This window comes from Photobacterium lutimaris, from assembly GCF_003025555.1.
GTDB classification, from domain to species: Bacteria; Pseudomonadota; Gammaproteobacteria; order Enterobacterales; family Vibrionaceae; genus Photobacterium; species Photobacterium lutimaris.
The window spans coordinates 331,370-357,076 of record NZ_PYMH01000002.1; the positions used below are offsets into that span (position 1 = coordinate 331,370).

General features: G+C 44.8%; 25 protein-coding genes and 1 pseudogene. 13 read left to right on the forward strand and 13 right to left on the reverse strand.

Going from position 1 to position 25,707, the window contains the following annotated elements; all coding sequences use genetic code 11:
• Nucleotides 1–38: 38 nt before the first annotated feature.
• The gene (locus C9I99_RS07060) at nt 39–704 is read right to left on the reverse strand and encodes a YoaK family protein (protein WP_107348164.1); all 666 of its coding nucleotides are present in this window, start codon (nt 702–704) and stop codon (nt 39–41) included.
• Between the two features lie 250 nt (nt 705–954).
• Here C9I99_RS07060 and C9I99_RS07065 point away from each other — a divergent pair, with 250 nt between their 5' ends.
• Nucleotides 955–1,794 carry a regulatory protein RecX gene (locus C9I99_RS07065; protein WP_107348165.1) on the forward strand — a complete coding sequence of 280 codons (840 nt, stop codon included), beginning with the start codon at nt 955–957 and terminating at the stop codon, nt 1,792–1,794.
• A 73-nt stretch (nt 1,795–1,867) separates the two neighbouring features.
• On the opposite strand, the gene C9I99_RS07070 is transcribed toward C9I99_RS07065, so the two are convergent.
• On the reverse strand, nt 1,868–2,173 hold the full coding sequence (locus tag C9I99_RS07070; protein ID WP_107348166.1) for a nuclear transport factor 2 family protein: 306 nt from the start codon (nt 2,171–2,173) through the stop codon (nt 1,868–1,870).
• A 154-nt stretch (nt 2,174–2,327) separates the two neighbouring features.
• Between C9I99_RS07070 and C9I99_RS07075 the strand changes: the two genes are divergently transcribed.
• The 6 genes from C9I99_RS07075 to C9I99_RS07100 all read left to right on the forward strand — a co-directional run bounded on the left by C9I99_RS07075 (nt 2,328) and on the right by C9I99_RS07100 (nt 9,453).
• Nucleotides 2,328–3,068 carry an SGNH/GDSL hydrolase family protein gene (locus tag C9I99_RS07075; RefSeq protein ID WP_107348167.1) on the forward strand — a complete coding sequence of 247 codons (741 nt, stop codon included), beginning with the start codon at nt 2,328–2,330 and terminating at the stop codon, nt 3,066–3,068.
• A gap of 108 nt (nt 3,069–3,176) precedes the next feature.
• On the forward strand, nt 3,177–4,202 hold the full coding sequence (locus C9I99_RS07080) for a LacI family DNA-binding transcriptional regulator (protein ID WP_107348168.1): 1,026 nt from the start codon (nt 3,177–3,179) through the stop codon (nt 4,200–4,202).
• A 132-nt stretch (nt 4,203–4,334) separates the two neighbouring features.
• Nucleotides 4,335–5,813, forward strand: coding sequence for a Na+/H+ antiporter NhaC (nhaC, locus tag C9I99_RS07085; protein ID WP_107348169.1), 1,479 nt, complete (start codon nt 4,335–4,337; stop codon nt 5,811–5,813).
• A gap of 9 nt (nt 5,814–5,822) precedes the next feature.
• On the forward strand, nt 5,823–6,995 hold the full coding sequence (locus C9I99_RS07090; protein WP_107348170.1) for a MalY/PatB family protein: 1,173 nt from the start codon (nt 5,823–5,825) through the stop codon (nt 6,993–6,995).
• Between the two features lie 238 nt (nt 6,996–7,233).
• Entirely contained in the window at nt 7,234–8,064 is an 831-nt protein-coding gene (locus tag C9I99_RS07095) for a LysR family transcriptional regulator (RefSeq protein ID WP_338069656.1), read from the forward strand.
• A gap of 324 nt (nt 8,065–8,388) precedes the next feature.
• A complete protein-coding gene (locus C9I99_RS07100) occupies nt 8,389–9,453 on the forward strand; it encodes an alanine/ornithine racemase family PLP-dependent enzyme (RefSeq protein WP_107348171.1) in 1,065 nt (354 codons plus the stop codon).
• Between the two features lie 312 nt (nt 9,454–9,765).
• Here the strand turns inward: C9I99_RS07100 and C9I99_RS07105 are convergent, their stop codons facing one another.
• The 4 genes from C9I99_RS07105 to C9I99_RS27005 form a co-directional block, all read right to left on the reverse strand.
• Entirely contained in the window at nt 9,766–11,211 is a 1,446-nt protein-coding gene (locus C9I99_RS07105; protein ID WP_107348172.1) for a YfcC family protein, read from the reverse strand.
• Nucleotides 11,212–11,311: 100 nt separating this feature from the next.
• Nucleotides 11,312–12,448, reverse strand: a complete 1,137-nt coding sequence (gene iadA, locus C9I99_RS07110) for a beta-aspartyl-peptidase (protein ID WP_107348173.1) — start codon at nt 12,446–12,448, stop codon at nt 11,312–11,314.
• A gap of 333 nt (nt 12,449–12,781) precedes the next feature.
• Nucleotides 12,782–13,492, reverse strand: a complete 711-nt coding sequence (locus tag C9I99_RS07115) for a linear amide C-N hydrolase (protein ID WP_243734343.1) — start codon at nt 13,490–13,492, stop codon at nt 12,782–12,784.
• A 296-nt stretch (nt 13,493–13,788) separates the two neighbouring features.
• Nucleotides 13,789–13,986: a hypothetical protein gene (locus tag C9I99_RS27005; RefSeq protein ID WP_133638213.1), complete on the reverse strand. Its 198-nt coding sequence runs from the start codon at nt 13,984–13,986 to the stop codon at nt 13,789–13,791.
• Nucleotides 13,987–14,112: 126 nt separating this feature from the next.
• Here C9I99_RS27005 and C9I99_RS07120 point away from each other — a divergent pair, with 126 nt between their 5' ends.
• The gene (locus C9I99_RS07120) at nt 14,113–15,429 is read left to right on the forward strand and encodes an anaerobic sulfatase maturase (protein ID WP_107348174.1); all 1,317 of its coding nucleotides are present in this window, start codon (nt 14,113–14,115) and stop codon (nt 15,427–15,429) included.
• 354 nt (nt 15,430–15,783) lie between these two features.
• On the opposite strand, the gene C9I99_RS07125 is transcribed toward C9I99_RS07120, so the two are convergent.
• From C9I99_RS07125 to ohr, 3 genes are all read right to left on the reverse strand, one after another.
• Nucleotides 15,784–16,539, reverse strand: a complete 756-nt coding sequence (locus C9I99_RS07125; protein WP_107348175.1) for an alpha/beta hydrolase — start codon at nt 16,537–16,539, stop codon at nt 15,784–15,786.
• Nucleotides 16,536–16,919, reverse strand: coding sequence for a DUF2784 domain-containing protein (locus tag C9I99_RS07130; RefSeq protein ID WP_107348176.1), 384 nt, complete (start codon nt 16,917–16,919; stop codon nt 16,536–16,538). The genes C9I99_RS07125 and C9I99_RS07130 overlap by 4 nt, the downstream gene beginning before the upstream one ends.
• A gap of 298 nt (nt 16,920–17,217) precedes the next feature.
• Entirely contained in the window at nt 17,218–17,640 is a 423-nt protein-coding gene (ohr, locus tag C9I99_RS07135) for an organic hydroperoxide reductase Ohr (protein ID WP_107348177.1), read from the reverse strand.
• A gap of 127 nt (nt 17,641–17,767) precedes the next feature.
• On the opposite strand from ohr, the gene ohrR reads away from it, so the two are divergent.
• The 3 genes from ohrR (at nt 17,768) to C9I99_RS27525 (ending at nt 19,085) form a co-directional block, all read left to right on the forward strand.
• Nucleotides 17,768–18,223 (forward strand): transcriptional regulator OhrR, encoded by a 456-nt coding sequence (gene ohrR / locus C9I99_RS07140; RefSeq protein ID WP_107348178.1) that lies wholly within the window; start codon nt 17,768–17,770, stop codon nt 18,221–18,223.
• Between the two features lie 216 nt (nt 18,224–18,439).
• Complete coding sequence (locus C9I99_RS07145; protein ID WP_107348179.1) at nt 18,440–18,631, forward strand: hypothetical protein; 192 nt, start codon at nt 18,440–18,442, stop codon at nt 18,629–18,631.
• Between the two features lie 322 nt (nt 18,632–18,953).
• Nucleotides 18,954–19,085, forward strand: a complete 132-nt coding sequence (locus tag C9I99_RS27525) for a hypothetical protein (protein WP_275937911.1) — start codon at nt 18,954–18,956, stop codon at nt 19,083–19,085.
• A gap of 255 nt (nt 19,086–19,340) precedes the next feature.
• On the opposite strand, the gene C9I99_RS07155 is transcribed toward C9I99_RS27525, so the two are convergent.
• The 3 genes from C9I99_RS07155 to C9I99_RS07165 form a co-directional block, all read right to left on the reverse strand.
• Nucleotides 19,341–20,573 carry a carbohydrate porin gene (locus C9I99_RS07155; protein ID WP_107348531.1) on the reverse strand — a complete coding sequence of 411 codons (1,233 nt, stop codon included), beginning with the start codon at nt 20,571–20,573 and terminating at the stop codon, nt 19,341–19,343.
• 129 nt (nt 20,574–20,702) lie between these two features.
• Nucleotides 20,703–22,067 carry a metal-dependent hydrolase family protein gene (locus C9I99_RS07160; protein ID WP_208113356.1) on the reverse strand — a complete coding sequence of 455 codons (1,365 nt, stop codon included), beginning with the start codon at nt 22,065–22,067 and terminating at the stop codon, nt 20,703–20,705.
• Nucleotides 22,068–22,132: 65 nt separating this feature from the next.
• A complete protein-coding gene (locus tag C9I99_RS07165; RefSeq protein WP_166645374.1) occupies nt 22,133–22,771 on the reverse strand; it encodes a DUF3299 domain-containing protein in 639 nt (212 codons plus the stop codon).
• Between the two features lie 123 nt (nt 22,772–22,894).
• Between C9I99_RS07165 and C9I99_RS07170 the strand changes: the two genes are divergently transcribed.
• Both C9I99_RS07170 and C9I99_RS07175 read left to right on the forward strand, forming a co-directional pair.
• Nucleotides 22,895–23,902, forward strand: coding sequence for a helix-turn-helix domain-containing protein (locus C9I99_RS07170; protein WP_107348181.1), 1,008 nt, complete (start codon nt 22,895–22,897; stop codon nt 23,900–23,902).
• A 212-nt stretch (nt 23,903–24,114) separates the two neighbouring features.
• Nucleotides 24,115–24,318: pseudogene (locus C9I99_RS07175) on the forward strand (hypothetical protein); the annotation flags it as partial.
• 203 nt (nt 24,319–24,521) lie between these two features.
• Here C9I99_RS07175 and rlmC read toward each other — a convergent pair.
• Nucleotides 24,522–25,652 (reverse strand): 23S rRNA (uracil(747)-C(5))-methyltransferase RlmC, encoded by a 1,131-nt coding sequence (rlmC, locus tag C9I99_RS07180; protein WP_107348182.1) that lies wholly within the window; start codon nt 25,650–25,652, stop codon nt 24,522–24,524.
• Nucleotides 25,653–25,707 lie beyond the last annotated feature (55 nt).

The following is a 25,707-nucleotide window of genomic DNA, read 5'->3' on the forward strand; positions in this document are numbered from 1 at the left end:
TTTTAGACCAATAGCATTATTTACTAGTGTTATTGGTATTAATTTGCCTTTTGCCTTCGTAGCATCAGCATATAGCCAATACTGGCACACAGGACGATAGTTGCCGGTAATAACATTGCTACCATGCCCACAACGTTGAGCATCTTGGCACCAACAAATGCACCGGCGCTAAAAGCGACCAGAATGCTTCCCTGCATGACGAGCTGCGGTAAGTTCAAGGCCCGTCGGCTGATCATATGCCCCAATGCCGCCCCTAAATCAGAGACGATTCCGGTAAGGTGGGTGGTACGGATAACGGATCCACTGTAGGTGGCAATCATTGCATTCTGAAGGCCACAAGCAAATGAGGCGAGAAATTCACCGGTCATTTTATGATGGTAGAAATAGTATGTAGCGGCAAACAGTACCACAGCTTCGATAAACAAAGCAGTGCCATAGCTGCGTCCCAGCCTGAGCGCTTCGTTATGAATAATCATCCCAGATGTTACGGCACCTAAAAAGAAACAGCCAACAATACTCAAGAGATAAACCGTTGCGTGGTGGTTCTCAACCGTCAGTGCGCTCATTGCTTGGGTAATTGTACCGGTTACATGTGAAACGGCATTATTGGTAAACGTCAGCAAAGCCATAGCATTAAGTGCACCAGCACTGAATGCGAGCATAATAGCGCCCAGTAAGATCCAGGACGGAATACGAGTAACCATAAGTTAAACCAAGCGAAGTAAGAAAAACTGAAGCGCGGAAGTCTAGCACGAAACCAGTGTGATAGCATGGTATATAAGGTAGGCTTAGGCTAAACCCAATTGGCGTCAATCAGCTGGATTCACACATCTTGACGTTACTTGGAAACATAAGCTTTGCAAACACCTTGATTTACACGCTCCCCCTTTGTTATAACCGCCTTCCCTAACTGTTTTGGCGACAAGCAGACTCAAAACTAACAATCAGGAACTTATGCCCTCTGAGCAGCCACAAAAAAAACACAACGACAGCAAGAAGCATTCTGCTTCAAAGCAATTCGCTCCTAAGCCTACAGGTCCTAAACCTGCTCAAAAGGTTGAAGACGTCTACGAGTACGCTATCTGGTGGCTAAACCAACGGAGTTATTCAGTCGCGACGCTCAAAGAGAAGCTACCTCGAAAAACAACAAATTCTGAATGGATAAATCAGGTCATCAACCGTTTGCTTGAATTGGGCTACCTGTGCGATAAACGCTATGCTGAAACCTTTGTGCAGTCGCGTTGCCGCTCTTATGGCCCGACGGTGCTGGCTCAAAAGCTCAAGTTACAAGGTGTCAGCCAAGCCGACATAGATAATGCCCTACAGACCATCGATGAATCTGAGCAAGATGAGCTGATAAATCGGGTCATCAACAAATATGCCGGGAAAAAGAGTGCCAAAGATATCAGTTTGCGCTTACGGCAAGAGGGCGTCAGTGCTTCAAGAGTACAAGCAATACTGGCTCAATCGCTTGATAGCGAGCATGAATTACAGCTGGCAGAAAGGCTGATAAATAAACACCAAAAAAAAATGGGAAGAACTGGCCTTATCCAAAAACTGCGCAGTGAAGGTATCGCTCAAGAGTGCATAGAGGAATTGTTACTCAATGAAGCCGAAGAAGACGGAGAAAACGGAGTGAGTGACGATCAACGTAAAGCGCTGGCGTTTCTCAACAAAAAGTATAAGTCCCCTATCACCGACTTCACCGATAAGAAGAAAGCGACGGCTTTCTTGGTACGAAAAGGATTCAGCTTTGCTGATGCCAATTATGCACTTGAGCATCATTTAGAATAAATAGTAAGGGGGATGACGTCTAAAGCGATGGTATATATCCCCCCTTTCAGCTGCTTTCTATGGTGTATCCTTACTAGAAATAGAATAGTTGCTCTTGAGTGACCCCCTCTTCTTCGAAGCTAATCAGTCCAGCCCCGACAATCTCACCCAGCTGCCACTTACACCAAGCCTTGTCGCCATCAACCATCACCTCTGTGATTTCCATTGTATCTCCATGCTTTTTAAGCTCAGCGATATATTCATGAAGATCTGATTTGTGATGAACAACCCCGTCTTTATCAAGAAGCTTGTACTCTGGCGTCACATTTGCAGCAATAACATTTGCATCCAAACTTGAAAAGCCACTGGCATAACCACCTAACTTATCTTGTGCTGACATGAACCGACCCTCGTATAGCCTAGACTCTGTTGCAGTATAGTACTTAGCCATCATAAATCTCCCCCGATTACTCTTATAACTGAGCCTGCAGCCTAGGGAAATCGCTCCTACGCTTAACCCTAAAATGAGAGGAAAAAGCCACTGGGAGTATCCAATGGTACATCAACTTATTCTGGTCGTTATGGCACCCATTTTTTGGGTTCAAGGTAAACATGTTCGTAGATCGATTCCGTGCCTCAAAGAAGCTGAGGGGCCTCGCCGTGGGAAAAGCAATAAAGTTGCAGGTAGACAAGGAAAATGTGTTTCAATCCAAAAACCCCTTCGGATCCTGCTGCTTGGCGATTCTGCCGCTGCCGGCGTAGGTGCTGAGCATCAATCACAAGCGTTATCCGGTCAGATCATCTCGGCCCTTCACCATCAATTCCATGTCGAATGGCAATTGATCGCAAAAACAGGCTTTACCACGAAACAAATACTGCAATCAGCTCTATTACATCCTAAACAAATGTATGATGTCGTTGTGGTCTCTGCTGGAGTCAATGATGTCACCAGGCCAACCAGCGCAGCTACATGGATCAAGCAGCAACAAATGCTCACCAATACGTTACGCAGTCACTTTTCGTGCCAGCATATTATTCTCAATGAGATCCCACCGATGGAAGTATTCCCATCCCTTCCCCACCCGTTACGCTGGTACTTAGGCAGCAAGGCAAAAGCGTTTAACAAAAAGCTGACCAAATGGGTCGCAACACAACCTGATTGTGAAATCGTCAACATTGGAGGACCGCTTGATGTTGTGCATATGGCCACTGATGGCTTTCACCCAGGGCCAATAATCTACCAACAATGGGGACAAGCGGTAGCCCAACTCATAAAGTCACGGTGGTCTTCATAATCCCCCCTCGAGGATCACCATCTTTGACCCACCTAACATCTTTCTGCCAGTAATCCCGTTACACTCCGCGCCGTTTATTCTTATGGCACGTATTTGACGTATAAATTTATGGCAACCATTAAAGATGTCGCCCAATTGGCCGGTGTATCCACCGCAACCGTGTCACGGGTGATTAACCGCTCGGCTTATGTTGAACCTGTTACGCTGGAGAGGGTGGAAAAAGCGATTAAAAGCTTGAATTACCAGCGTGATGCACGCGCAACCGCCCTCGCCAGTCGCTCCAACAACACCCTTGGACTATTAACCGGTAATCTTGCCGATCCTTTCTTTGCCCTTATCGCCAAACACGTAGAGGAAGTGGCCCGACAAAATGGCTGCCAGCTGGTTGTCGTCAGTGGGGGTCATAACGCCCAGCGGGAAAAAGAGGGGTTAGACTTTCTGATCAGCCAAGGCTGCGAGGCCATGGTCGTCCATTCAAAAATGCTCGACGATACCACTCTGCTTAGATATAGCGCGCAATTGCCTGCGATGGTCTTACTTAACCGCACCATACCGCAAATTGCCAATCGCTCGGTGTGGGTTGATAACCGCAAGGGAGCGGCCGAATCCGTCAGTCATTTAATCGCTCAAGGCCACCACAAGATAGCCTGCGTCACCAGTGATTTACCTATAGAAGATAGAACTGACCGACTGGATGGCTATCGAGATGCGATGCAGCAAGCCAACCTCACCATTCAACCGAACTGGATCATCAATCAAAACTTCAGCGAACACGGAGGCGAATTGGCCGGTGAGCAGCTAATCACACAGTGTCCGGAGGTGACTGCGGTAGTTACTTTCAACGATGTCATGGCGGCAGGTCTGATGGCAAGCCTTCATTCACACGGGATGCATGTGCCAAATGACATCTCGATTGTCGGCTTTGATGATGTATTGCTCGCTCGCTACCTCTACCCTCGCCTGTCAACGATGCATAACCCGATTGACGCGATGTCGACACATGCTGCCAATCTGGCGTTACAACTCAAGGCGAGTGGATTGAATCCACCGAGTGAGCACCAGTTTCAAGCAACATTCATAGAGAGACAAACCGTGACAAGCCCAAGAAAGGGGCATTTAGCCCCAAAACTGTGAAGTAACTCATATGTACATACGCCATGTAAGCGCTTACATGAAACCGTCACCTAGGTCTCATTTTAGAATTGAGGCCGCTCTTAACATTGTGTCATTGAAACAGACGTGTACTTACTTGAAGAGGACAACACAATGACAAATACAAAGCCTCTGCCATCACTTTCACTGGCGATAGCCCCTATCGCAGTAATGTTTGGCTTACTGGCAATTGGTTACGGCATGCTTGGACTGCGTATCGAGCCGCTACTTCTCGTCTCTGCCGCTTTTACAGGCTTCATCGCTTATCGCATGGGCTATAACTGGGATGACATCATGGGGGCGATTGTTGAAAAACTAGCCAAAGCCATGCCGGTTATTCTTATCCTTGTGTCGGTGGGTGGCTTGATTGCCAGCTGGATGGTCAGCGGTACCATCCCCTACATGGTTTACTGGGGCCTGAAAGTCATCAGCCCTGAATATATTTTGATTGCCGCCTTCTTTGTCACCAGTGTCGTATCAGTTTGTACCGGTACATCGTGGGGCTCTGCAGGGACTGTCGGTGTCGCACTGATGGGGGTTGCTGCAGGCTTGGATGTATCCCTCGCTGCAGCGGCCGGTGCGGTGGTTTCTGGCGCCTATTTTGGCGATAAAATCTCCCCGCTTTCAGATTCAACTAACTTTGCGCCGGTTGTTTCTGGCACCACGCTTTATGAGCACATTCAACACATGCTCTACACCACACTGCCGGGCTTTGTTATCGCATCCGTCGTATTCTTCTTTGCGGGACAGCATGGTGATGTTACTGGTGTTGCCGAGCCACAAAAAGTGGTCGAGATCTTAGCGGGTATTGAAAGCCTCTATAACCTGAACATCCTGCTTGTCATCCCACCAGCGATGATCCTGTGGGGAGCGTTGACTAAAAAACCGGTGATCCCACTGATGCTAACCGCATCGGCTATCGCACTTGGCTTAGGCATGGTTCTCCAAGGCTTTAGCCTGCAGCAAGGCTTCCAAGCTTATGTTGACGGTTTCAATATCAGCATGTTCAGCGCCAATGGCCACGCCATTGACGCCATCATCCCTGATGTTTCCAAACTACTAAATCGTGGTGGCTTGTTCTCGATGATGAGCACAATCCTACTGGTATTCTGCGCCTTTGCTTTTGCCGGTATCCTCAGCCTAACCGGTGCACTCAATGTGGTACTGGGCCACTTCCTGCACATGATCCGCAGCACAGGTCAGCTGATTCTTTCGACCGTCATTGCCACCATCACTGTTGTGTTCACCACATCAGACGGTAAGTTGGCACTGCTTATTCCGGGTGAACTGTTCCAGAACGCCTACCGCAAGATGGGTCTAGATACCAAGAACTTATCCCGGACTATCGAAGATGCCGGCACCATTATTGAACCGCTTGTACCTTGGACGGCCGCTGGTGTGTATATGGCGGGTACTTTGGGGGTATCCACCTTGGATTACCTACCATGGGCAATCCAGTGTTACACCGGCGTGATCTTCGCCATTATTTACGGCTTCACAGGCTTTGGTATCGCTAAAGCTCCTGTAGATAAAGCATCTGCAAATAAAGAACAACAAACAGAAAATCACTCAGCCGTTGCTGAAGCGAAATAAGGTAACACCATGACAGTAACTTTCGACCACGTTCATGACCGCCGTTCTACCGGCTCCCTAAAATGGGACTTCATGACCGAAAAACTGGGCTTAGATTCAGAAGAGCGCCTACCTATGTGGGTATCGGATTACGACTTCCAAGCCCCGCCTGCGGTACTGGAGGCCCTAAGTCAGCGCATTGAACATGGTATCTTTGGTTATGCCGAGCGTAACAACGAGTACTACCAAGCGATCATCAATTGGTACCAACAGCAGCACGGGATCAACATAGATCAACGTTGGATCACCACCGTGCACGGTGTACTACCCGGCTTATCCATGTTGATCCAGATGCTGACCAAGCCAGGTGAACAGGTGGTGATGCAAACCCCGGGTTATGGCTCATTCCGTAAAATCACCGAGCTAAACGACCGTGAAATTGTCGCTAACCCGCTGGTGAATGATAACGGCGACTACCGAATGGATCTCAACCACCTTGAGCAGTGTTTTGCACAAGGGTGCAAGGTGATGATTTTCTGTAACCCGCATAATCCAGTCGGTAAGGCATGGTCGCAAAGTGAAATTTTTGCACTTGCCGAATTATGCGAGCGTTATCAGGTGTGGCTACTGAGTGACGAGATCTGGGGTGACTTAGCCATGCCGGGCCACCAATACTACTCCGCACTATCGCTACCTGAGCATTTGCAGCAACGACTTATCGTTGCCACTGCAGCAAGCAAGACATTTGGCTTATCGTCGCTACGGATCTCCAACTTTATGATCCCAAATAGCGATGTTAAAGCTCAATTTGTCCGCCGTCTTGATGCCCATGGCATGGATGTATACAACAGCCTGGCAATGTGCGCTGCGACAACGGCTTATCAATCATCCGGTGATTGGCTCAAGGCCCTAAAACTCTATCTTCAGGGCAACATCGATACTCTATCGACTTTTATTGAGCAAGAACTGCCAGCGCTTCAGTTCCAGCAACCACAGGCGGGTTACTTGGCGTGGGTGGACTGTCGTCAATTGGGAATTGATGATTCAGTGTTGGAGAAACGTCTGGTTGACGCAGGTATCGTACCTAGCATGGGCATTGCCTTTGGCACTGAAGGAGCCGGTTTTATCCGCTTGAACCTAGGGTGTCCACGTGACACCTTGCTTGAGGCTTGCAAGCGGCTGAAAGTGGCACTCGCAAAATAATATAGCAATCTTTCTTTTAAAGGATCTGATCCCGTCAGATCCTTTTTTAGTAATTACAATACCCACCTCAACGTTTTTACTTGCAAGCAATACTGTATATATCCCAGCACGTTTTACTAAGCCACTCAATAAAACAAGTGCGATACCTCTCAGAAATTCCCCTGAAGATAAAGTAGCATTACACACATACCATCAGATATCTGTAAGGTACCAAGCAGTATTGAAACCGAGAATAAAAATGCAAAAAGTGAATGACTTTGATCTCAAGTTACTCCATCTATTTATTACCATTGTCGAATCAGGAGGCTTTTCTGCAGCCCAATTTAAGTTGAACATGCACCAGTCCACCATCAGCACTCGCATGAATGACCTAGAAACACGAATGGGTATGACCCTATGTCGCCGTGGCAGAAGAGGGTTTCAGCTGACAAGTGATGGGCAGAAGGTCTACCAATACAGTAAAGAGTTATTTCAGGATATCACCCGATTTGAATACCGGCTCGATGGCATCCGCAATGTTTCTCATGGCCATATTTACCTAGCCCTCACCGACAACTTGGCAACCAACCCGCAGTGTAAAATTCAAAAAGCTATCCGCTACTTTTGCAAAAACTATCCCAAGGTCACCATCGATACCGATATCCGAGACTCATACCAAATTGAAATGATGCTGCTGGAAGGCAAAGTTGAATTAGGGGTTACCTCCTCGGAAACGCAAAAAGATGGTCTGAGCTACACTTTTTTATTCAATGAAAAACAATGTCTTTACTGCTCGGCAGAGCATCCTATCCTCACCCTTTCTCGGGAAGTTCAAATCGAGGATTTACTCAAATACCCGATTGTCGAACGCGGTTTAGCGCATAAAATCACCCCACTCAGCGAAGCCAAGGATTTAAGGCACCTCGCAAACAGTACCAATATGGAGGCAACTGCACACCTGATCTTGTCAGGAAACTTTGTCGGCTATCTACCCGACACTATGCCAATATTTGGGAGCAGCGCGGTGAAATGGTCAAAGTCAACGCACCTTCGCTCGAATACCTTGCGGACTTCCACCTGGCCACTTTAGATTCAAAAGAGCAGTCTCTAGCTGCCACCCAGTTAATAAATGCTATTATCAGCGCTCACGACACTCAAGATAAAGACTTACACACTGCATAAGGTCTTCTCATCCATTTATGAACTACGGGATAATATCTATTATCCCGTCAATTTTATTTCATTATTTTCAATACATCGAATTCACGCAAAGTAACCATCTTAAGCTCACTATTTAATATCTTGGTGAAAAAGCGCTAAATATTTACAGACAAAAATAAAGCCAATCGAAGAAGCAATTAACTATCAAACCTACTCACTATCTCGTTAGGTTGGCTGAATAAAAGGTAAATCTATGAGCGTTTATCCATGTATTAATATTCGATTAGACACGATCACCAAAAATACGAAAAATATGGTAGCAACCTGCACAAGCCATGGTATTACCCCCGCCGGCGTGACCAAACTCGCCTGTGCCTATCCGCAAGTCGGACAGGCCATTATCAATGGCGGTATTCACCTACTGGCTGATTCACGTATTGCCAACCTAAAAAAACTGAATCACCTCAATGCACAAAAAATGTTGCTGAGATTACCCGCGATCAGTGAAGCGGCTGACGTTGTCCGCTATGCAGATATTTCCTTAAATTCTGAGCTGGCAACCTTACACGCGCTATCAGCAGAAGCCGTCGAACAGCACCGTCTGCACCAAGTCATTCTTATGCATGACTTGGGCGATCTCCGTGAAGGGGCATTCTTTGAAGAAGAAACGTTGGCGCTTGCTCGCCAGGCCATGACCTTGCCAGGCATTGAACTGGTTGGCCTTGGCACTAACCTCGCCTGCTATGGTGGTGTTGAACCTAGTACCGAAAACCAGTGTTGCCTTCTCACTATTGCCGATAAAATAGAAGCCGAAAACCAAATTAAGCTGAAATATGTTACTGGAGCTAGTTCTGCTGGGCTAAATATCATGCAGAGTGGAGAAATCCCTAAAGGTATCAACCAGCTCAGGTTAGGGGCATCATTGCTTATGGGAATCGGGCTTAATGATGAACCGATACCCAATACCAGCCAGAACACCTTCGATCTTTCAACAGAGATCATCGAAATAAAAGTTAAGCCATCAGTACCATCCCATTCCACGGCATTGGATGCCTTTGGTAATAAACCTCATTTTATTGACCGCGGACTGCGTAAACGCGCCATCTGTGCTATCGGCAAACAAGATGTCGATATCAATCAAATCACACCTCTAGACAATAACATCCTTGTTATTGGCGGCAGTAGTGACCATCTGATCCTGGATATCAATGACAGTGACAATAACTACCAAGTTGGCAGTTTAGTGACATTCAACCTTTCATACGGTGGTGTCTTGCAGTGCATGACCTCCGAATACGTTAACAAACATTTTATCTAGTTTCGTCTAACCAAAGCGGGCAACATAAGCCCGCTTTGAACTCGCTGCTCAAATTTACAACTCTTGCTTTTCGTCTTTCCATCTCCCTATTCACTTCATTATCCACCACATGAAGCCTATATTTCTCCAGTAGGCAAAAAATCAACTTCGTTAATATTTTCAATCGTACGACTATTTATACCAATCTGGATAAGTAGTTGATCAAATATTTATGTAGGTTGGTATTACTATTTATGAAAATAATGCAGGTAAAAGAAAAGCCACCAGCAACAATAATTACTGGTGGCTTATAAAAACCCAATAGCTGATTAATTACATCATTGCGCCAATACTGAGAGTGGCCATAATTAAAACGGTCAGCATACCAATCAATGGCGCAACCCATTTTAACCAACGTACATATGGTACACGAGCTATTGCCAGCCCTCCCATCAGTACGGCTGACGTTGGTGTCACCATGTTCACAAGACCGGAAGCGGATTGATAAGCCGTTACGACCAAATCACGACCTACACCTGCAAAATCAGCAAGCGGAGCCATAATCGGCATGGTTAATACCGCAAGGCCAGAAGATGAAGGAACAACAAACGAAAGTAGAACCTCCAGCCAATACATTACGTTGATGAATACAATAGAAGACAGGCCTGTAACTGCGTGTTCAGCATAGTTCAGTACGGTATCAGTGATCATACCGCGGTCCATGATAACCACTATACCTCGTGCAATACCGATGATAAGCGCAACCCCAAGCAGATCACGAGCACCATTGATGAAGCTTGATGTTAGCTCCTCTTCGCTCATACGAGCGACTAAGCCAATGATGATGGTAGCAGCCAGGAACATGGCTGATATTTCGGCCATCCACCAACCCGCCATAGCCACGCCGTAGATCATAATTCCAAACGACGCGGCAAAAAGAGCCAGAATAATTTTGCGCGTAGTCGTAAATTCCATCAGCTCATCAGACTGATTACCCAGGAAGAAGGCTTTATTCTCTTCGTACTTGTCATACACGATAGACTTGGTCTTGTCTTCACGAACCATTTTGGCATAGCGCATAACATAACCAACGCAAATCACCCAGCCAATTATCAAGATAGCAAAGCGCGGTTCGATTCCTTCTGTAAATGGGATGCTCGCAGCATTGGAGGCAATAACGGTGGCAAATGGATTGATAGTGGAGCCGAGGCTGCCAATACCCGCACCTAACTGAACAGTTGCCGCCGCGACTAGAGGGTCAAAGCGGGCCAGCATCATGACAGGAACCAATAACGTGTAAAATGGAATTGTCTCTTCAGCCATACCATAAATCGTCCCCCCTGCGGCGAACATCGCCATCAATATGGGGATCATCAACTCTTCCCGACCTTTAAAACGTGCGGTTACACGGGCTATACCAGCATCAATAGCCCCCGTTTTAGTTACCAAGCCAAGAAACCCACCGATGACGAGAATAAATAAAGCAACGTCAATAGCTGCTGCTTCATAACTGTTGTGATCGTAAAAGCCATCAATGGGTGCCAGCAGAACATCCACTACACCCTGCGGGTTATTATCAATAGGTTGGTAGGTACCGCTTACTGGTACTTCCCTACCTAGTTCTTCATTCATTACGCGTTCATACTGACCAGCAGGAATAAGCCAGGTTAGCAGCGCTACAAACGCAATAAGGGCAAAAAGTATTGTGTAAGCTGAAGGAAATTTAAAATTAGCAAAAAAACCAGTCTTCTCTTCTTTCGTCGCGGTTTGGGTCGTCATTATTGTCTCCTTGTCTTACTACTGTCGCCAGTAGAAAACGATCGCTCTATATACCAAACACTGAATAGGAATTGTTATTGGAAAATTAGAAATCTAAAAATTATTCGAAGTTTTCTTTTATTAATACGTCACCGCCCAAAATCATCGCTTTTCCTTTGGCAATAACGGAATGGATAGTAAAGTCATCATTAAAAATGCAGACATCAGCATCATGACCCGTTTCGATCCGACCTTTATTTATACCTAACGTGTCGGCAACGTTTGCTGTCATCATGGCAATAGCCTGCTCTGGCTCAATGCCGACATTGATTAATTTCGGCAAAAACTCCAGGTTGCTATCACAACTTGCCGCGACAATACCGGTAAGCTCCCCTTGTTCATTAAATTCTGGCAGGCTTCCGTTACCATCTGAACTGGTGGTAATACGATCCGCAGCAACGCCCGACTCAAGTGCATGCTTTATCATCTGATCTTGAGGAGCATAATTCCCGGGAGCGGAAGTAATATCGATTTTTCCACCTTTCAATGCAAAGCTAATCGCTTCGTCAAATAAACCGGCATTGCGCTCGAGGTGTGTTGGCGAAAAGTGTTGAATCGGTATGCCCATGTCTAGCAGTTCATCTATCTTATCAAATGCATTGGGTAGATCTCCCATGTGAATATGAAGGACACCGCGTTTTCCCGATAACAGCCCCGCGACTCTGATATCAGAGGTAATACGTGCTAACTCCTGTGTGGTAGGGAAAGAACAGCGATGATCAGCCAAGGCGACCTTTACGCCCAGAACCGAGGGGATGAAAGCAATATCATCCCGGATCGACCCGGTGATGGTTTTGGTTGGCACTTCATAAGAGCCTGTGTACATGTAAGCGCTCATGCCACTTTCAGTTAATGCGGCGGCTTTGGCATACAAGTCTCGGGGAGAACGTGAAATACCATCAGTTCCGAGCACACCTATAACAGTGGTGGTTCCAGCTTGTAACAGTTTTTTTAAGGTCACCTGCGGTACTCTGCTGATAAAACCGGACTCTCCTCCTCCACCGATGAGATGTACATGCTGATCAATCAATCCTGGTGTGACAATTTTCCCACAGCAGTCAATGGTAGATACGCTCGGTAGCCCCGCCACATTTAAATCAGGATCAATGGCGAGTATTTTTCCTTGTCCGATTAAAATGTCCGTTTTACCGACTTTTTTAGGATTATATAAATTTGTATTTTTCAGTAGGGTAAACATGATTCCTCTGTCCTTTGGGATCTGTAACTTCCGATAATCGTAAAACTATCCGACGGTCACCATAAACAAGCGAAAGGCATCAAGGCAGTATATTTGGATCTATGTACAAAGCACATATCGCCTTACCTCGCTCGTTGGTTGTAAACATTGAACGACTATTGGAGGAAAAGATAAATAGTGAGGTTAGGATAGTTACTTTGCGTGAAATCGATGTATTGCAAAAGAGGATTCAAAAGGCTTATTTATCAATCAATTATGATATCACTGACAGTTCTGCATCAGGCTAACAAAAAACAATAAACCCTCCCAACGATTGAGAGGCCACATATAAGCTTAAAGCTGAACCATGAATGACTTATCGAGAGGAATACGGAACTCCTTACCCATCATGCTATAGATGTTGACTCGCACCGTATTCCAGTTATATTCGAACACACTATCATCGGTCTCCAGGCTTTGCGTTAATATCCATTCTGTTGCGTAGCCCATCATAGCGTTGCCAAAATCCATATAAGGCGCATCTGCGGGTACACGGTATGGCACTGTCGATAGCTTCATCATCGCATTGTTCACGCTGGTCGGTTCGGTTAACTTGTTGGCAAAATAACTCGCATGCAGAAAGCGGCTATGTGCATTACCGATACCAATAGAGCCATAGTCGGTATCTCGATCAGCATTTTCCCAGCTCGATACTACCTCTTTCCGTTGGTCTAAGTGCTGTTGCAGTGATGGATCATTAGTCATCACCATTGCCTCTTCACCACGATATGTGTTGACTCGGCCCTCATCCATCTCAATGACCAATCGGTCACCGCTTTTGTCTGTTACTGACCAATGCAGGTTCATTTCCATTGGCATACCTTGAAGGCTTAAACGCCCAAAATCTAAAGTCGGCAACGCTTCAACGACTTCAGTAACCGAGGCGTAATTGGCCAGTAAGTATTCACCAAAAGTAAACTGCGTGATCTGCGAGGTATTAGTTACCGGCTCCATCACCATCGAAGGGTAGAACAGTGTATTAACTTGCAGGCCTTCACTGTTCACTCCATCCCTACAAGCTCTCCATAAGCAAAAATAGCCACAATATCGTACTTTACTTCATAGTTATCGCCGATCGCGTTACCTTGAATCGAGCGCATCTCACCTTTGTTTATGTTTCCCAATACAGGGGGAGTGGCTTCGATTTCACGTTGGGATATACGGTTAACTTTAAAGCGATAACGCAAATCATTGAAATCATGTTATGAGGATCAACCCCTCACTTAGAGGCTATATTCACGACTATGTTCTTTGAACAACTTGAGGGTTTCTTTAGCGACAGGCCCTAAAAGAGTATTGCGTTACCATAAATTAAGCGGAAACTGTAAGGTACTATTGATTTCATCTATCTCAATAGATTCCAGCTCACCGGATTGCAAGTGCTCTTCAACACAATGTTGAGGAACGATAGCCCACGCCTCGCCACAAAGAAGTAGCTGCTTGAGAACACAAAGACCCATTAAAAAATAAGATGTAATAAAACCTTGAGAAACACTCATCTTCTAGCACTGTGTCAGTTATAAAATCTCACATATCTTGATGTGGTTTTAACTAAGTTTTAAGGCAGATTAACAAGGTTATCAGGTATAATTTTCGCCAGTTTTGAAACCGATGGCGAGTGAAGAATGCCTAACCCTACACAGCAACAAGTTAGTCACTGCCATGTAATGGCAAAGCCGAGCAGCTCCGTTTGTAACATCGACTGTACCTATTGTTTTTATTTGGAAAAAGAAAACCTATACCCCGAAAGAAAACACAACTGGAAAATGTCAGAAGAGACATTAGAGCTTTATATTAAACAGCAGATAGAAGCCCAAGACAGTGATATAGTTGATTTTGCCTGGCAAGGTGGCGAACCAACCCTTATGGGGCTCGATTTTTTCAAAAAAGCAGTGGCAATACAAAAACAATATAAAAAACATCGCCACATCAATAATGCTTTTCAAACCAATGCGATATTGCTCAATGATGAGTGGTGTGAGTTTTTCAAGCGGGAAGACTTTCTGGTTGGTGTATCGATTGACGGTCCAGCCGAACTGCATGATGCATATCGCGTCAACCGCGCGGGACGGCCAACCCATGATAAAGTCATGGCCGGCATTGCCTTTTTAAAGAAATACAAAGTAGAGTTTAATACCCTAACCGTCGTGAATGACCAAAATGCCAAATATCCAGAAAAAGTATATGACTTTTTAGTTGGCATTGGCTCTAAGCACTTGCAGTTCATTCCGCTGGTTGAACGTCAATCTGCCGAAATCACAGCCGATGGTTTGCAACTTATTGACCCAGACTTTGGCCATCAAGCTAGCGTTACTCCTTGGTCTGTGTCGCCACAACATTACGGTAATTTTCTTAACCGCATATTTGACCACTGGATCACCAAAGATGTTGGCCGGATCTATGTCAACATGTTCGATACCACGCTGGCAACTTGGTGCGGCCAACCTGCCGGCCTATGCATCTTTTCGCCAACTTGCGGCCATGCTTTTGCCCTTGAGTCGAATGGTGATTTATATAACTGCGACCACTATGTCTATCCTGAACACCGACTCGGCAACATCCATTCACAGAGTATTAGAGAGCTAAATCTTTCCGATCAAGCCAATACCTTTGGCCTCAACAAACGAGATAAGCTCACCACCCAGTGCCAGCAATGCGACTTCCGCTTCGCATGCCACGGCGGCTGTCCAAAACATCGCTTCCACACATCGAAAACAGGCCAGCCGGGTCACAACTACTTCTGTGAAGGCTATGAAGCTTACTTCAAGCACACCGCGCCTTATATGCAAATGATGAGAGATCTAATTATGCACGGCCGCCCTGTTTCAGAAATCATGCTGCATCTACATCGCCAGCGGAGCGAAATACAACAACAGGCCGTAGGAAGAAATGCCCCTTGCCCATGTGGCAGCGGTAAGAAATACAAGCGTTGCTGCGGATAATAAAAAAGGTGTCACCAATTTGGTGACACCTATCTATTCAGCGCAATATGAAATGATGATTTAGATTTCAGCTTCAGCTTCAGCTGATTCAATCAGCGCTTGGTACTTATTCAACCATTCGTTACCGTAAGCAGCAAGAGACCACGCTGCAGCAGTTTTCACTGCGTTTAACTGCACGCGCGTTCATTGTGTTGTTGATGAATCTACCCCCTAAAGATGTCAATTAGGTGACGGCAAAATGAAACTAATTATATGGATATAAAGAGAAAGATAGGTGTATATCGATAACGTCTACATCGGCCACTGCATCATAATATTGTCTGAATATATCGAGCTGCCAGAGTGTACTGTTAGCTAATCCAATACACGCTTCAGCCCTGACACGTAAGCAGGAAATTGTGAAACAGTATTGTGGCCGGCCCCGGTAATGACAACGACCTCAACCAGCTGCTCGCCAAATTCAGCAATTAACCGGTCCGTTCTAGCCCGGGGGATCACCCGATCCTCTTCTGCAATGAAGATATAGGTTTGAGCCTTAATCTCTTTTACCCTATCTAAAGATCGGTATTTATCTTTGATCATCCAGGAAACGGGAAACATCCAGTAAATATCTTTTGCGACATTTTCAATACTATCAAATGGTGTCACCAAGATAAGTTTGTCCACTTGCCGATTCGCCGCCACATACGTGGCAATACCGGAACCAAGGCTTCGACCCATCAAGGATACTGAATCATGTTTACCTTTAACCGACTGAAATATCTCTACAGCATCGCGATATAATGCCGTCTCAGTTGGCGACCCCACGTTATTTCCATACCCTCGATACGGGATTAGATAGACGGTGTAATTGGGGATTACCGCTTTAAAGAATGGAATATTGGCTTCGATACTTTCTGCGTTTCCACCGTAATAGATTAACGCCTTAGGTTGCCCTTGATTGAGCACCCAGCCAGAGAGCGGTACACCATCAACAACGAAGCGGGTATTCATCTCGCCGTAAACATCACTGGCACTTTGGGGAAAATACAGAAACTGACGTTGCAGGGAACAAAAAGTAAGAACAAAAAGTGCGTATAGCACCACCAGGGTTACCCACATGCTGTTCATTCCCGCCACCTGCCGTGCCTGAGCTCATACCTATAATATACAAGCGCATAAATAACTATATTGATCCCCACAGCGGCAATACCCAGTAAAACTTGGACACCAACGTGTATGCCAACCGGATAAATAACGGGGATAATATAGTGCTCAACAAACCCTCCCGGATAGCCTTCGCCACCTGCCGCTTGTCTCAATTGGTTTTCCAATGGCGTTAACGGGCAGATCCAGCCTTTGAAACTGAGCACAGTAACCCATAGCGCCGCAGGAATATGGACAAACAGCATATAGCCACGCCATAGTACCAACGAGCCTCCGAACAGTGCGAAGATGATAAATACAAGGTGAAGTATTACGACCAGATCTGCCAGTATTCGATAAACCATAAGCTATCACCCCCTTCCCTTGGTCAAACATAGCTTATTAAAACAATCACTGTTATCCACATTCAGGTCAAACTTTGAAAGTTATACCGACCTGCAACGCGTGGGTTCTTAGGTGTTATCAACAAATTTTGGGGACAGTTCCAACAGGGCGATATAAGAAGATAGTAGTATCAGACGACCAGATGAAAGAAAATGATAAATGCAACGTTACTCATAGCATCTCTGGCTCAAGACAAAAAAGGCACTCGTAAGCCCATGCTTAGAGTGCCCTTTAAATTAATATGATGCGTTAAAGCAATTAGATGGCTTCACCGTTGATGGTAACAGCGACGTCGATGTTGCCACGAGTAGCGTTCGAATACGGGCAAACCTGGTGTGCCGTGCGTACAAGCTGAAGAGCGCTTTCCTGGTCCATATCCAAAGTGGCTGCCAGGCTCACGGTCAGGGCAAAGCCACCTTCTGAGTTCGGGCCAATACCTACCTCTGCCGTTACCGGCGCTGTTGTCACGGGCAATTTTGCTTCTCGAGCAACGTGTAGGATCGCATTGGAGAAACACGCGGCATAACCGGCAGCAAATAGCTGCTCGGGGTTTGTTGCGGTACCGCTGCCACCCATCGCTTTCGGATAGGCCAAATCGACGTTCAATAGGCCATCGTCAGTTGCGACTTTACCGTTACGCCCTGCAAGTGCTGTTGCTTTTGTTGAGTACAGTGTTGTCATAATTATCCCTCTTCAATTTGAGTTGCGCGCAATCTAATTGCCAGCAATCATAATTCGAAATAATAGTGGTGGTCAAGTATATTGCGCACAACTTAGTTTTATTTCTTATCGAATTACAGAGGGCAAAATGACAAACAACCCCGATGATTTTGAGACCAAAGAAGCAATAGCGCTTGAAAATCAAGTCTGTTTTCCACTCTATAGTGCCGCCAATGCTGTCGTCCGTGCTTATCGCCCGCTACTAAATGCGTTGGATCTTACTTATCCACAATATTTGGTAATGATTGTACTTTGGGAAAAAAATGGCATTAACGTTAAGGAGTTAGGAGCAAAACTATATCTGGATTCCGGGACATTGACGCCGCTACTAAAGCGCCTTGAAACCAAAAAGCTGGTTGTCCGTACCCGTGGTCTCGAAGACGAACGCGTCAGAATGATATCGCTTTCTGACGAAGGTGCCGCCCTAAAAGAAAAAGCCCTCGCAATACCCAGCGAAATGGCCTGTAAAGTGGGTGGAGATATCGAAGAACTTGCTCAACTCAAATACCTGTGTGAGAAGCTGGTAAAAAAGCTCAATCGCTAGACCGGTAGAGATAATTTAGCATGATGAACGGCCAAGCTTGATTAGACAGGACTCAACCAGTTTGCTCAGCGAGTTGGGTCACCTATGCGAAGGGTGTCTGTTGAGCTTGGTAATGATTTGCCCTAAAGGTGTTTCACATACTACAACTTGTTACCTTTGAACTTATTTTTTTCCGAGTACACTCTGAGTAAATAATTTTTCTGTCATGGAGGCGTTATGAGTGGTGGTGTTACAGCTGCAGTCTTAGCATCAGAGTCGGTTTCGACATTGTCATGGGATAACCTGATTTTGCCTTTGGCTATTCTAGGCATCGGAATCTTAACGTTGTATTCAAAACGTATTTTTACGTGGCTCGATGATAAGTCACCAGAGTTGAAAAAGAAGGATAAGAAGAAAAATAACAAATAATGGCACCAAAACCTGCCAGTTAAAACGTTTGTACCGCTTTATCAGCCTTGTTAAAAGATCATTCACATCCTGACTCACCTTTGCCCGTGCGACCTGAAGTCGTATGAAACGTTGTTCACCACGATAAGAGTGAACCATCTGTATCACCAGATGACCCTAGGATCCTTAATAAAGCAGCGAATCCGACAATGTAACGAAACTCGGTTGCTAGACCGAGTGCGAACTGAATCGTGAGAGGACGTTCTTCCTGATAACCACAAATCGGGTAAGTGCTAGGGTGTCAGTATGATGAACGTAAGTGAATCCACGTAAGGCGCGTTATATGATGAAGCAGCGGAAGTGGTTAATACGCTGTGGCCAAAACGGCAATGAGCGTCGGAAAGGGGTTGGGCAATGCCCTTTCGTGATCGTTATGCTCTCCGCACTAGAGTGGGCATCTAACCTGACGTTTTAAGTAACATACGGAACAGGGTAAGCCTGTATATCTCCCTCAGGGAAAGCCGTCTGTGAAGATCGCCGATAGGTATGCAGGTAAAGGCGGTTAGAGAAAGCAAATGCCGTGTTGTAATGATGCGGATATCTCGATGATTTTTCGACGCGTCTGTTTAAGCAAAGCGGGAAGAGCTTTGGCATCAGTGCCGTGTTTTTTAACTTTTCACTCACCTTCACCAAACATACTCAAGTTTTATTGAGTGTGCCAATTCGTTTACTAGAAATATAAGCGTCCGCGTAAACCAAATACAACAGCAACTACTTCATTTGAGAATGCAGGGTCAACGATAACCTGCATATCTGGCGTTAATTGAAAATGGTCACCAAATTGCATGTTGTAATAGATTTCTGCAACGATTTGAGAATCATCAATGCCAAACTCAGCCTCGTTAATTTTAGACCAGTTGACTGCAACACCGAGTGTGTTTGTCGGTTGACCAAGCCCGAAGTATCCCACCCCAGTGGATACAGATGTCTTGTACAAAGCAGCATCTCCTTCTAATGAGTACCCCATTCTAAAAAAGGGCATTATGTTATCATTCACAAAATAGCTTGCAGAAAAGTTAAACCCGCTACTTTTTTTACTACTATGGCGAGCAGAACCATTCGTGGCTTCTGTGGGATCAAGGTGCCAATAGGTAACATGGACATTATTGGTATAAATGTTCTCCTGTGAAGATGTCCAACCAAGTTCTATAGACTTAAACAGATCATGCTCATTGAATAATGAGTCAAACCCACCAAACATCTTTTCTACATCAGAATAACCATTTGCATCTGCTACACCTGCAACCACATAGTAGTTGTCTGTGATCATGTGTCCGATCGTTAAACCTAACAGTCCATCATCGGGTAGCCCCATCGCCCCTGATCCAGTTTGAAATGCAAGATTTGAGAAGCCTGACCAAGGGCTGGCAAGTGCATATACATCGACATAATCCGTTACGTCTTGGAAACCGATGATCATTGACGTTTTTCCATCGTTTAGCTTTTGCTTCCAATGAAAATTCGTAATACGTGTTCCTTGATCATTAAAAGCAGGGTTGAGCATACCAACATACCCCAGGTTTTCATCGGCCATAAACGCATAAGAGTTAATTGCTGAATCCGTATAGGCGTGTCTATGTTCGATCTTCCAAACAAAACCGCCGGTATTTTGGCTTCCTAGATTGACTAAGTTCCACTGACCGTAGAAACGAGCGACACCAGACGCAACAGAGGCTTTCTCACCATTAAAACCGCTGCTGCTGGAAAATCCTTGCGAATTGTAATCCAAGCCGAACGTTAGTCCTGAGTCTGCTAAAGATTCTCGCAATGGCTTTTGAACATTTTTTTGCGCTGAAATTGTATTCTCAACGGTGTCAGGGCTCTCAAAATTGGCTGCATAAATTGGATATGAAAACATAGTAGCAGCGACGGCAAGGGTTAGTTTTTTAGGCGTTAGAGTCATTATGATGTCTTTGTGCTGTTTGTGTATAGCAGAGATCTTAACAACCCAATCCGGTATAATGAGCCATTTTACGACAATAAAAAAGGGCGAGATAAAGCCTCGCCCTTTCAACAGCACTACCAACTCACTTTATTTAAGTGTGTTTTTGTAAACCACCCCATCTTTCATAATCATTTGGATGTTCTTACTAGGGTCACCCAGCAGGGAAACATCTTTAAGTGGATTACCATCAATAATGAGTAAATCAGCGTAAGCGCCAACCTCCACAACACCCAGTTTCGCTTCTTGCTGGTACGGATCTCTTAAACCACTTAAACGGAACAACTCAGCGTTGTCAGACGTAGCTTGCTTTAAGATCTCATAGTCAGAAAAGTACTTTTTACGTGCAGCGAACTCCATGTTTTGCAATGCTTGTTTTTCAGGAGGACCAAACAAGTCTGTCCCCCAAGCTATTTTGACATTGTACTTTTTAGCAAGCGTCAACATCTTTTCGGACTTTTCATTTACCATACGCATTTTCGGCTCAGATGGCGTGCCAACAATATTAAGCTGCTCAGGTGTCATACCAAAAAGAAAGGCTTGTGGCGATAACCAAACGCCTTTCTCACCCATCAATTTTAACGTATCTTCTTTCAAAAATGGGCCGTGCTCAATGGATTTCACCCCTGCCTCTACTGCCTGCTTCACTGCCCCATCAGTATAAGCGTGCACTGCAACATAGGTGCCCCAATGCTCGGCTTCAGTAGTGATCGCTTTCATTTCCTCATAGGTATACTGTAAGGTATCAAGAGGATCGTAATAACTTGATACACCGCCACCAGCCATGACTTTCAATTGAGTTGCACCGCTACGCAGTACTTCACGAGCCGCCTTTTGAACTTCTGGTACGCCATCAGCGATATAACTCCAACCAAACAACGCCGCTTTATCTGGAATGCCCGTGAAGTAAGGCGAGATATATTGTTTTGAAGTAGCTAGATCGCCATGCCCAGAGGTCTGAGAAATAAATGCATTTGATGGATAAACGCGCGGACCTGGAATTTTTCCACTATCAATTGCACGCTTGATCCCACCAACAGGCCCGCCAACATCTCGTACCGTTGTAAACCCACGTAGTAACATATCTTTGGCCCCAACTACCGATAGTGCTGCTGAGTAAAAAATAGTGTCTTCATAAATCGATACATTAGGTACATCGTTTAAGGTTAGATGTACGTGCGCATCAGTAAGGCCGGGCATTAAGGTTTTACCTTGTCCATCTATAACAGTGGCCCCCTCTGAAGGTTTGATACCTGATGCTATTTCAACGACTTTATTATTTTCAATCAGAACATCTAAGTTCTCATATAGCTTATTTTCAATGCCGTTAAAGATGTTTACATCCGAAATTAAAGTTTGGTTGATGTCTTGGGCAAGCGCCGAGCTGCTCATAACTAAAGCTAAGGCTGAAATTGGCAATGTTAATCGTGACTTTTCTCTAGAGTTTTTCATCATATCTCTCACTTTATGGGGTTATAATTCATCGATTTTCAGGAAAAAACTTTTAAAAAGTATCCACTTTACTGCAATGGGTACTTTTCAATACTGACTTCGTATAGTTTGTAAAGGCTCTGCACACCAGAAACACCATCTGAGTACTCGACTGTTTTATTGACGTTTTCTATCTGTAATTGACCAGTCACCCAAACCGGATGATGGATAGACTCTAATTCAAAGCCATCATTCGTTTTTACATAGATAATTTGATTGGGAGGAGGGGGCGGCGTATGTATACAAGATCCTGCAGAGGGGACGAGGAAAAACTCGGTGACTTTATTATCGGTAAAGGCTAACGGTGTGATAAACCCAGCAATTTTCACGAACTGATCATCTAACTCTACTGTAGGACTCGTTGCTCGCTTTACGTTTGCTGCAATCATTTCTTCTCGAGATTTAAGTATCTCGGTAGCATCAATATCGAACTCGGAAAGGCTATCTATAAGTTTAGATTTGAGTTCCAGTTGCTCTTTTGTTGGAGAGGGCTTCTCTGAGATTCTTGCTACTACTCTTAAATCATCAACCTGTTTGCGAGTCAATACTGAAAATGGATTGCTTATTTTCGAGTCCATTTCCGGCATGAGTTGAAGCCACGTAATTTCTAACTGAGCATGCGCCACCAATGGCATTATTAGAAATATGAAAGTTATTACTTGTCTCATTGGATCTCTCTGATTGATTTGAGTTGCGTCTAAATAAGAAGATAAACTAGTATAGATAGCTAAACCCGCGCATGGAGCCATTTTGCGACACAGCAGTGATTAAAGAATTGAATAGGAATCCCGATGAAGTTTGCCCACATCGAATTTATCCAGAAAAGTTATTTCACAAACTTCGTTTTTGAAGTATCAAAGAGAACTAATGTTTTAGATCTATCTGAAATTCCAATTGAAGCGCTAAATGCTCGTTGTCGTTCTACGCAATTGCCCAAAAATGCAATTAAGGTAATTTTTGAACAGCTATTTACGAACTTATCTGATTCCGAGTTCGACTCACTCCTAGGTGATATCTGTAAAGAGAGCCTAGTACCTAATCTATTGCAATTTCTTCGGCCAAATAGCTCTCTCATTGAAGCGCTAAGTGGTTTAGGTGATGTATTAAAGTCTTTCTATGGAGACAGCCAAGTGTCTATTCAGTTTGTAGGTAAAAACTGGTGGTTAGTTCGTCAAAGGGAGTTAGACAATAAAGCTTGGTTTACAGCCTCCGAAATTTTTACCGTTATCATGTTTCGTGAAATCCTGAGTGCGTTAACTCATCGTACGATTTCTTATGAGAATGCTGCGATTCAAAGTAGCGCTACAATGATAGACAGAATTAATAGTATTGACGGGTTTCAACAAGCACAAATATTTTCATCTCGCCCGGTTACTGCGGTTGCGATCCCACTTTATATTCTTCCTGAAAGTGCGGTTATCAATAAAAAAAATAAAGGTAGTTTAACAATCGCAAAAATTGAAGCAGCAAATCAAGATGACTTTCTACGTAAATTTAAGTCAGCTATTCGACCTTATATATCATCGGGTAAAGTAACTATTGAATTTGCAGCTGACTTAGTCGGCATAGAAGTACGAACGTTACAACGCCAGATAAAACGGTGTGGCACGACTTTTCGCAACATAAACGAAGAGCTTCTGGTTGATTATGCGTGCCAAATGCTACTGAACACGACATGGACTAGTCATCAAATTGCAATTAACCTTGGCTATTCGGATACCTCACATTTTGCCCGGATGTTTAAAAAAAGAATGAATTGCTCACCGAAACAATATCGTGATTCAAAGATTAGTATCTAACCTTAACCGAACTGGCATATCATTGCCTAAAGTGACCTTGCTTAGGCATGTTGATCTTTGCGGTACATGATAGCCACATCATTGAAAACGCCAGTAACACCATATTGTGAATCGTCCCGGATTTGTCGGAGGCTAACTTTCTTGAGAGAATTCATAGACTGGAACTTAGATGGGATTTATGGAAGCCTCAATGCTTAAGGTATAGTCTATGAGACAAACTAAACCTATCCGCAGATGAAATGGCATTCTAGCGAACCTTGGTCGAAAACGAATTATCTGTGCGTGAGCTTGGGATCGATGCTTTACCTAACCTTGCGATAGAGCTAACTCAGCAGCTTCATAAATCAGCGGCAGGAGAGGTAATCAAGCTTGTGCTTGAGCAAGCAAAGGGGCTAGTGGACGGCTGGTATAAATAATGACAAAGGCAAGGTTTGAAACCTTGCCTTTTGAATATCTATGCGCTCCAACTATGAATGTCACTGACGTTCCACATTCAGAAAAGTTATGGCAATAACAGCATATAGGCGTTTAAGTCTAAATGACTTCTGTCCAATAAAAAGTTATACCAACCACATCGAAAATTAAACAAGTGTCACGCAGGCGACACTTGTTCCTCGACTTATCCTTTATGCGTTAACAACACCATCACTTCGGCATGTTCGGTATGGGGAAACATATCAAACCACTGTAGTCGTTTTAGCTCGTAGTGCGGTAGATCTAACAAATCGTGTTTCAACGTCTGTGGATTACAGCTCGAATATATAATGTGTTTAGGAGCCAGTAACGAGAGCTGTTCCGTTAATACTTGCCCTAACCCACGGCGTGGCGGGTTAACCAATACCAATTCGGGCGCACTCCCCTGCTGTTGTGAAAAACAGGCTGAATCCAAGGCGTCAAAGTCCAGATTGTTAATCCCTAATTGTTTGGCGGAATACTTAGCACTGGCAATCGCTTCAGGTTCAATTTCAATACCGACAACCTGTTCGACGTCATTGGCGCAGTGCAGTGCAAAGCCGCCAACACCACAGAACAAGTCCCACATAGTATTTGGTGATAACGCCTTTACCCAATCACGAGCTGTAATGTAGAGTTTTTCTGCAACCTTGGGGTTAGTCTGGAAAAAACTTTTCGGCCTGATCACCAATGGGACGCCATTGAATACCTCAACCAATTGCTGGGTCTCGGTCAGGAAAATTTCTTCCTCTCCTTCCAAGCGAGCCATATGGATGGGTTGTAGGTTCACCGACACCACTTTTACTTGTGGGCAATCAGCAAGCAAGCGATCAAGGTTAGCTTCTATGCGGGCTAATGCCTCTCGGCTTCGCAACACAAGCCGCATCATATATTCGCCTTGGCACTCGGAGCGAGTGAGCAAGATGTATTTCAGCTCACCTTTCTTTTTTATTTTATTGTAAGGCGGGATCCCCGCTCTTCTGATCCAATTTTCCAAATAGGTCAGCAAAACCTGCATATCATCAGGATAAAGTGGGCATTTACACAAGCTCACCGGTTGGTTGTCACAGCCATCGATACCAATAACTGGTGCATGCGCTGCCCCCAACACCACCATTTTGGCCTTGTTCCTAAAACCTGTTTCATCACTACAAACAGCGGGAAGCCATTGTTCAGGCATCATCGATGAAAACAACTGCTTTAGCTGTTCATCCTTTCGCTGAACTTGCTGAGAATAAGGCACATCAGAATAGACACAAGAGCGGCAGCGCTGCAGGTCATAGTGAGAACATTGCATGGGTGTACGACTATTAAAGAAAAGCGCTAGTCTATTCCTTTATTGAAAAAGCACC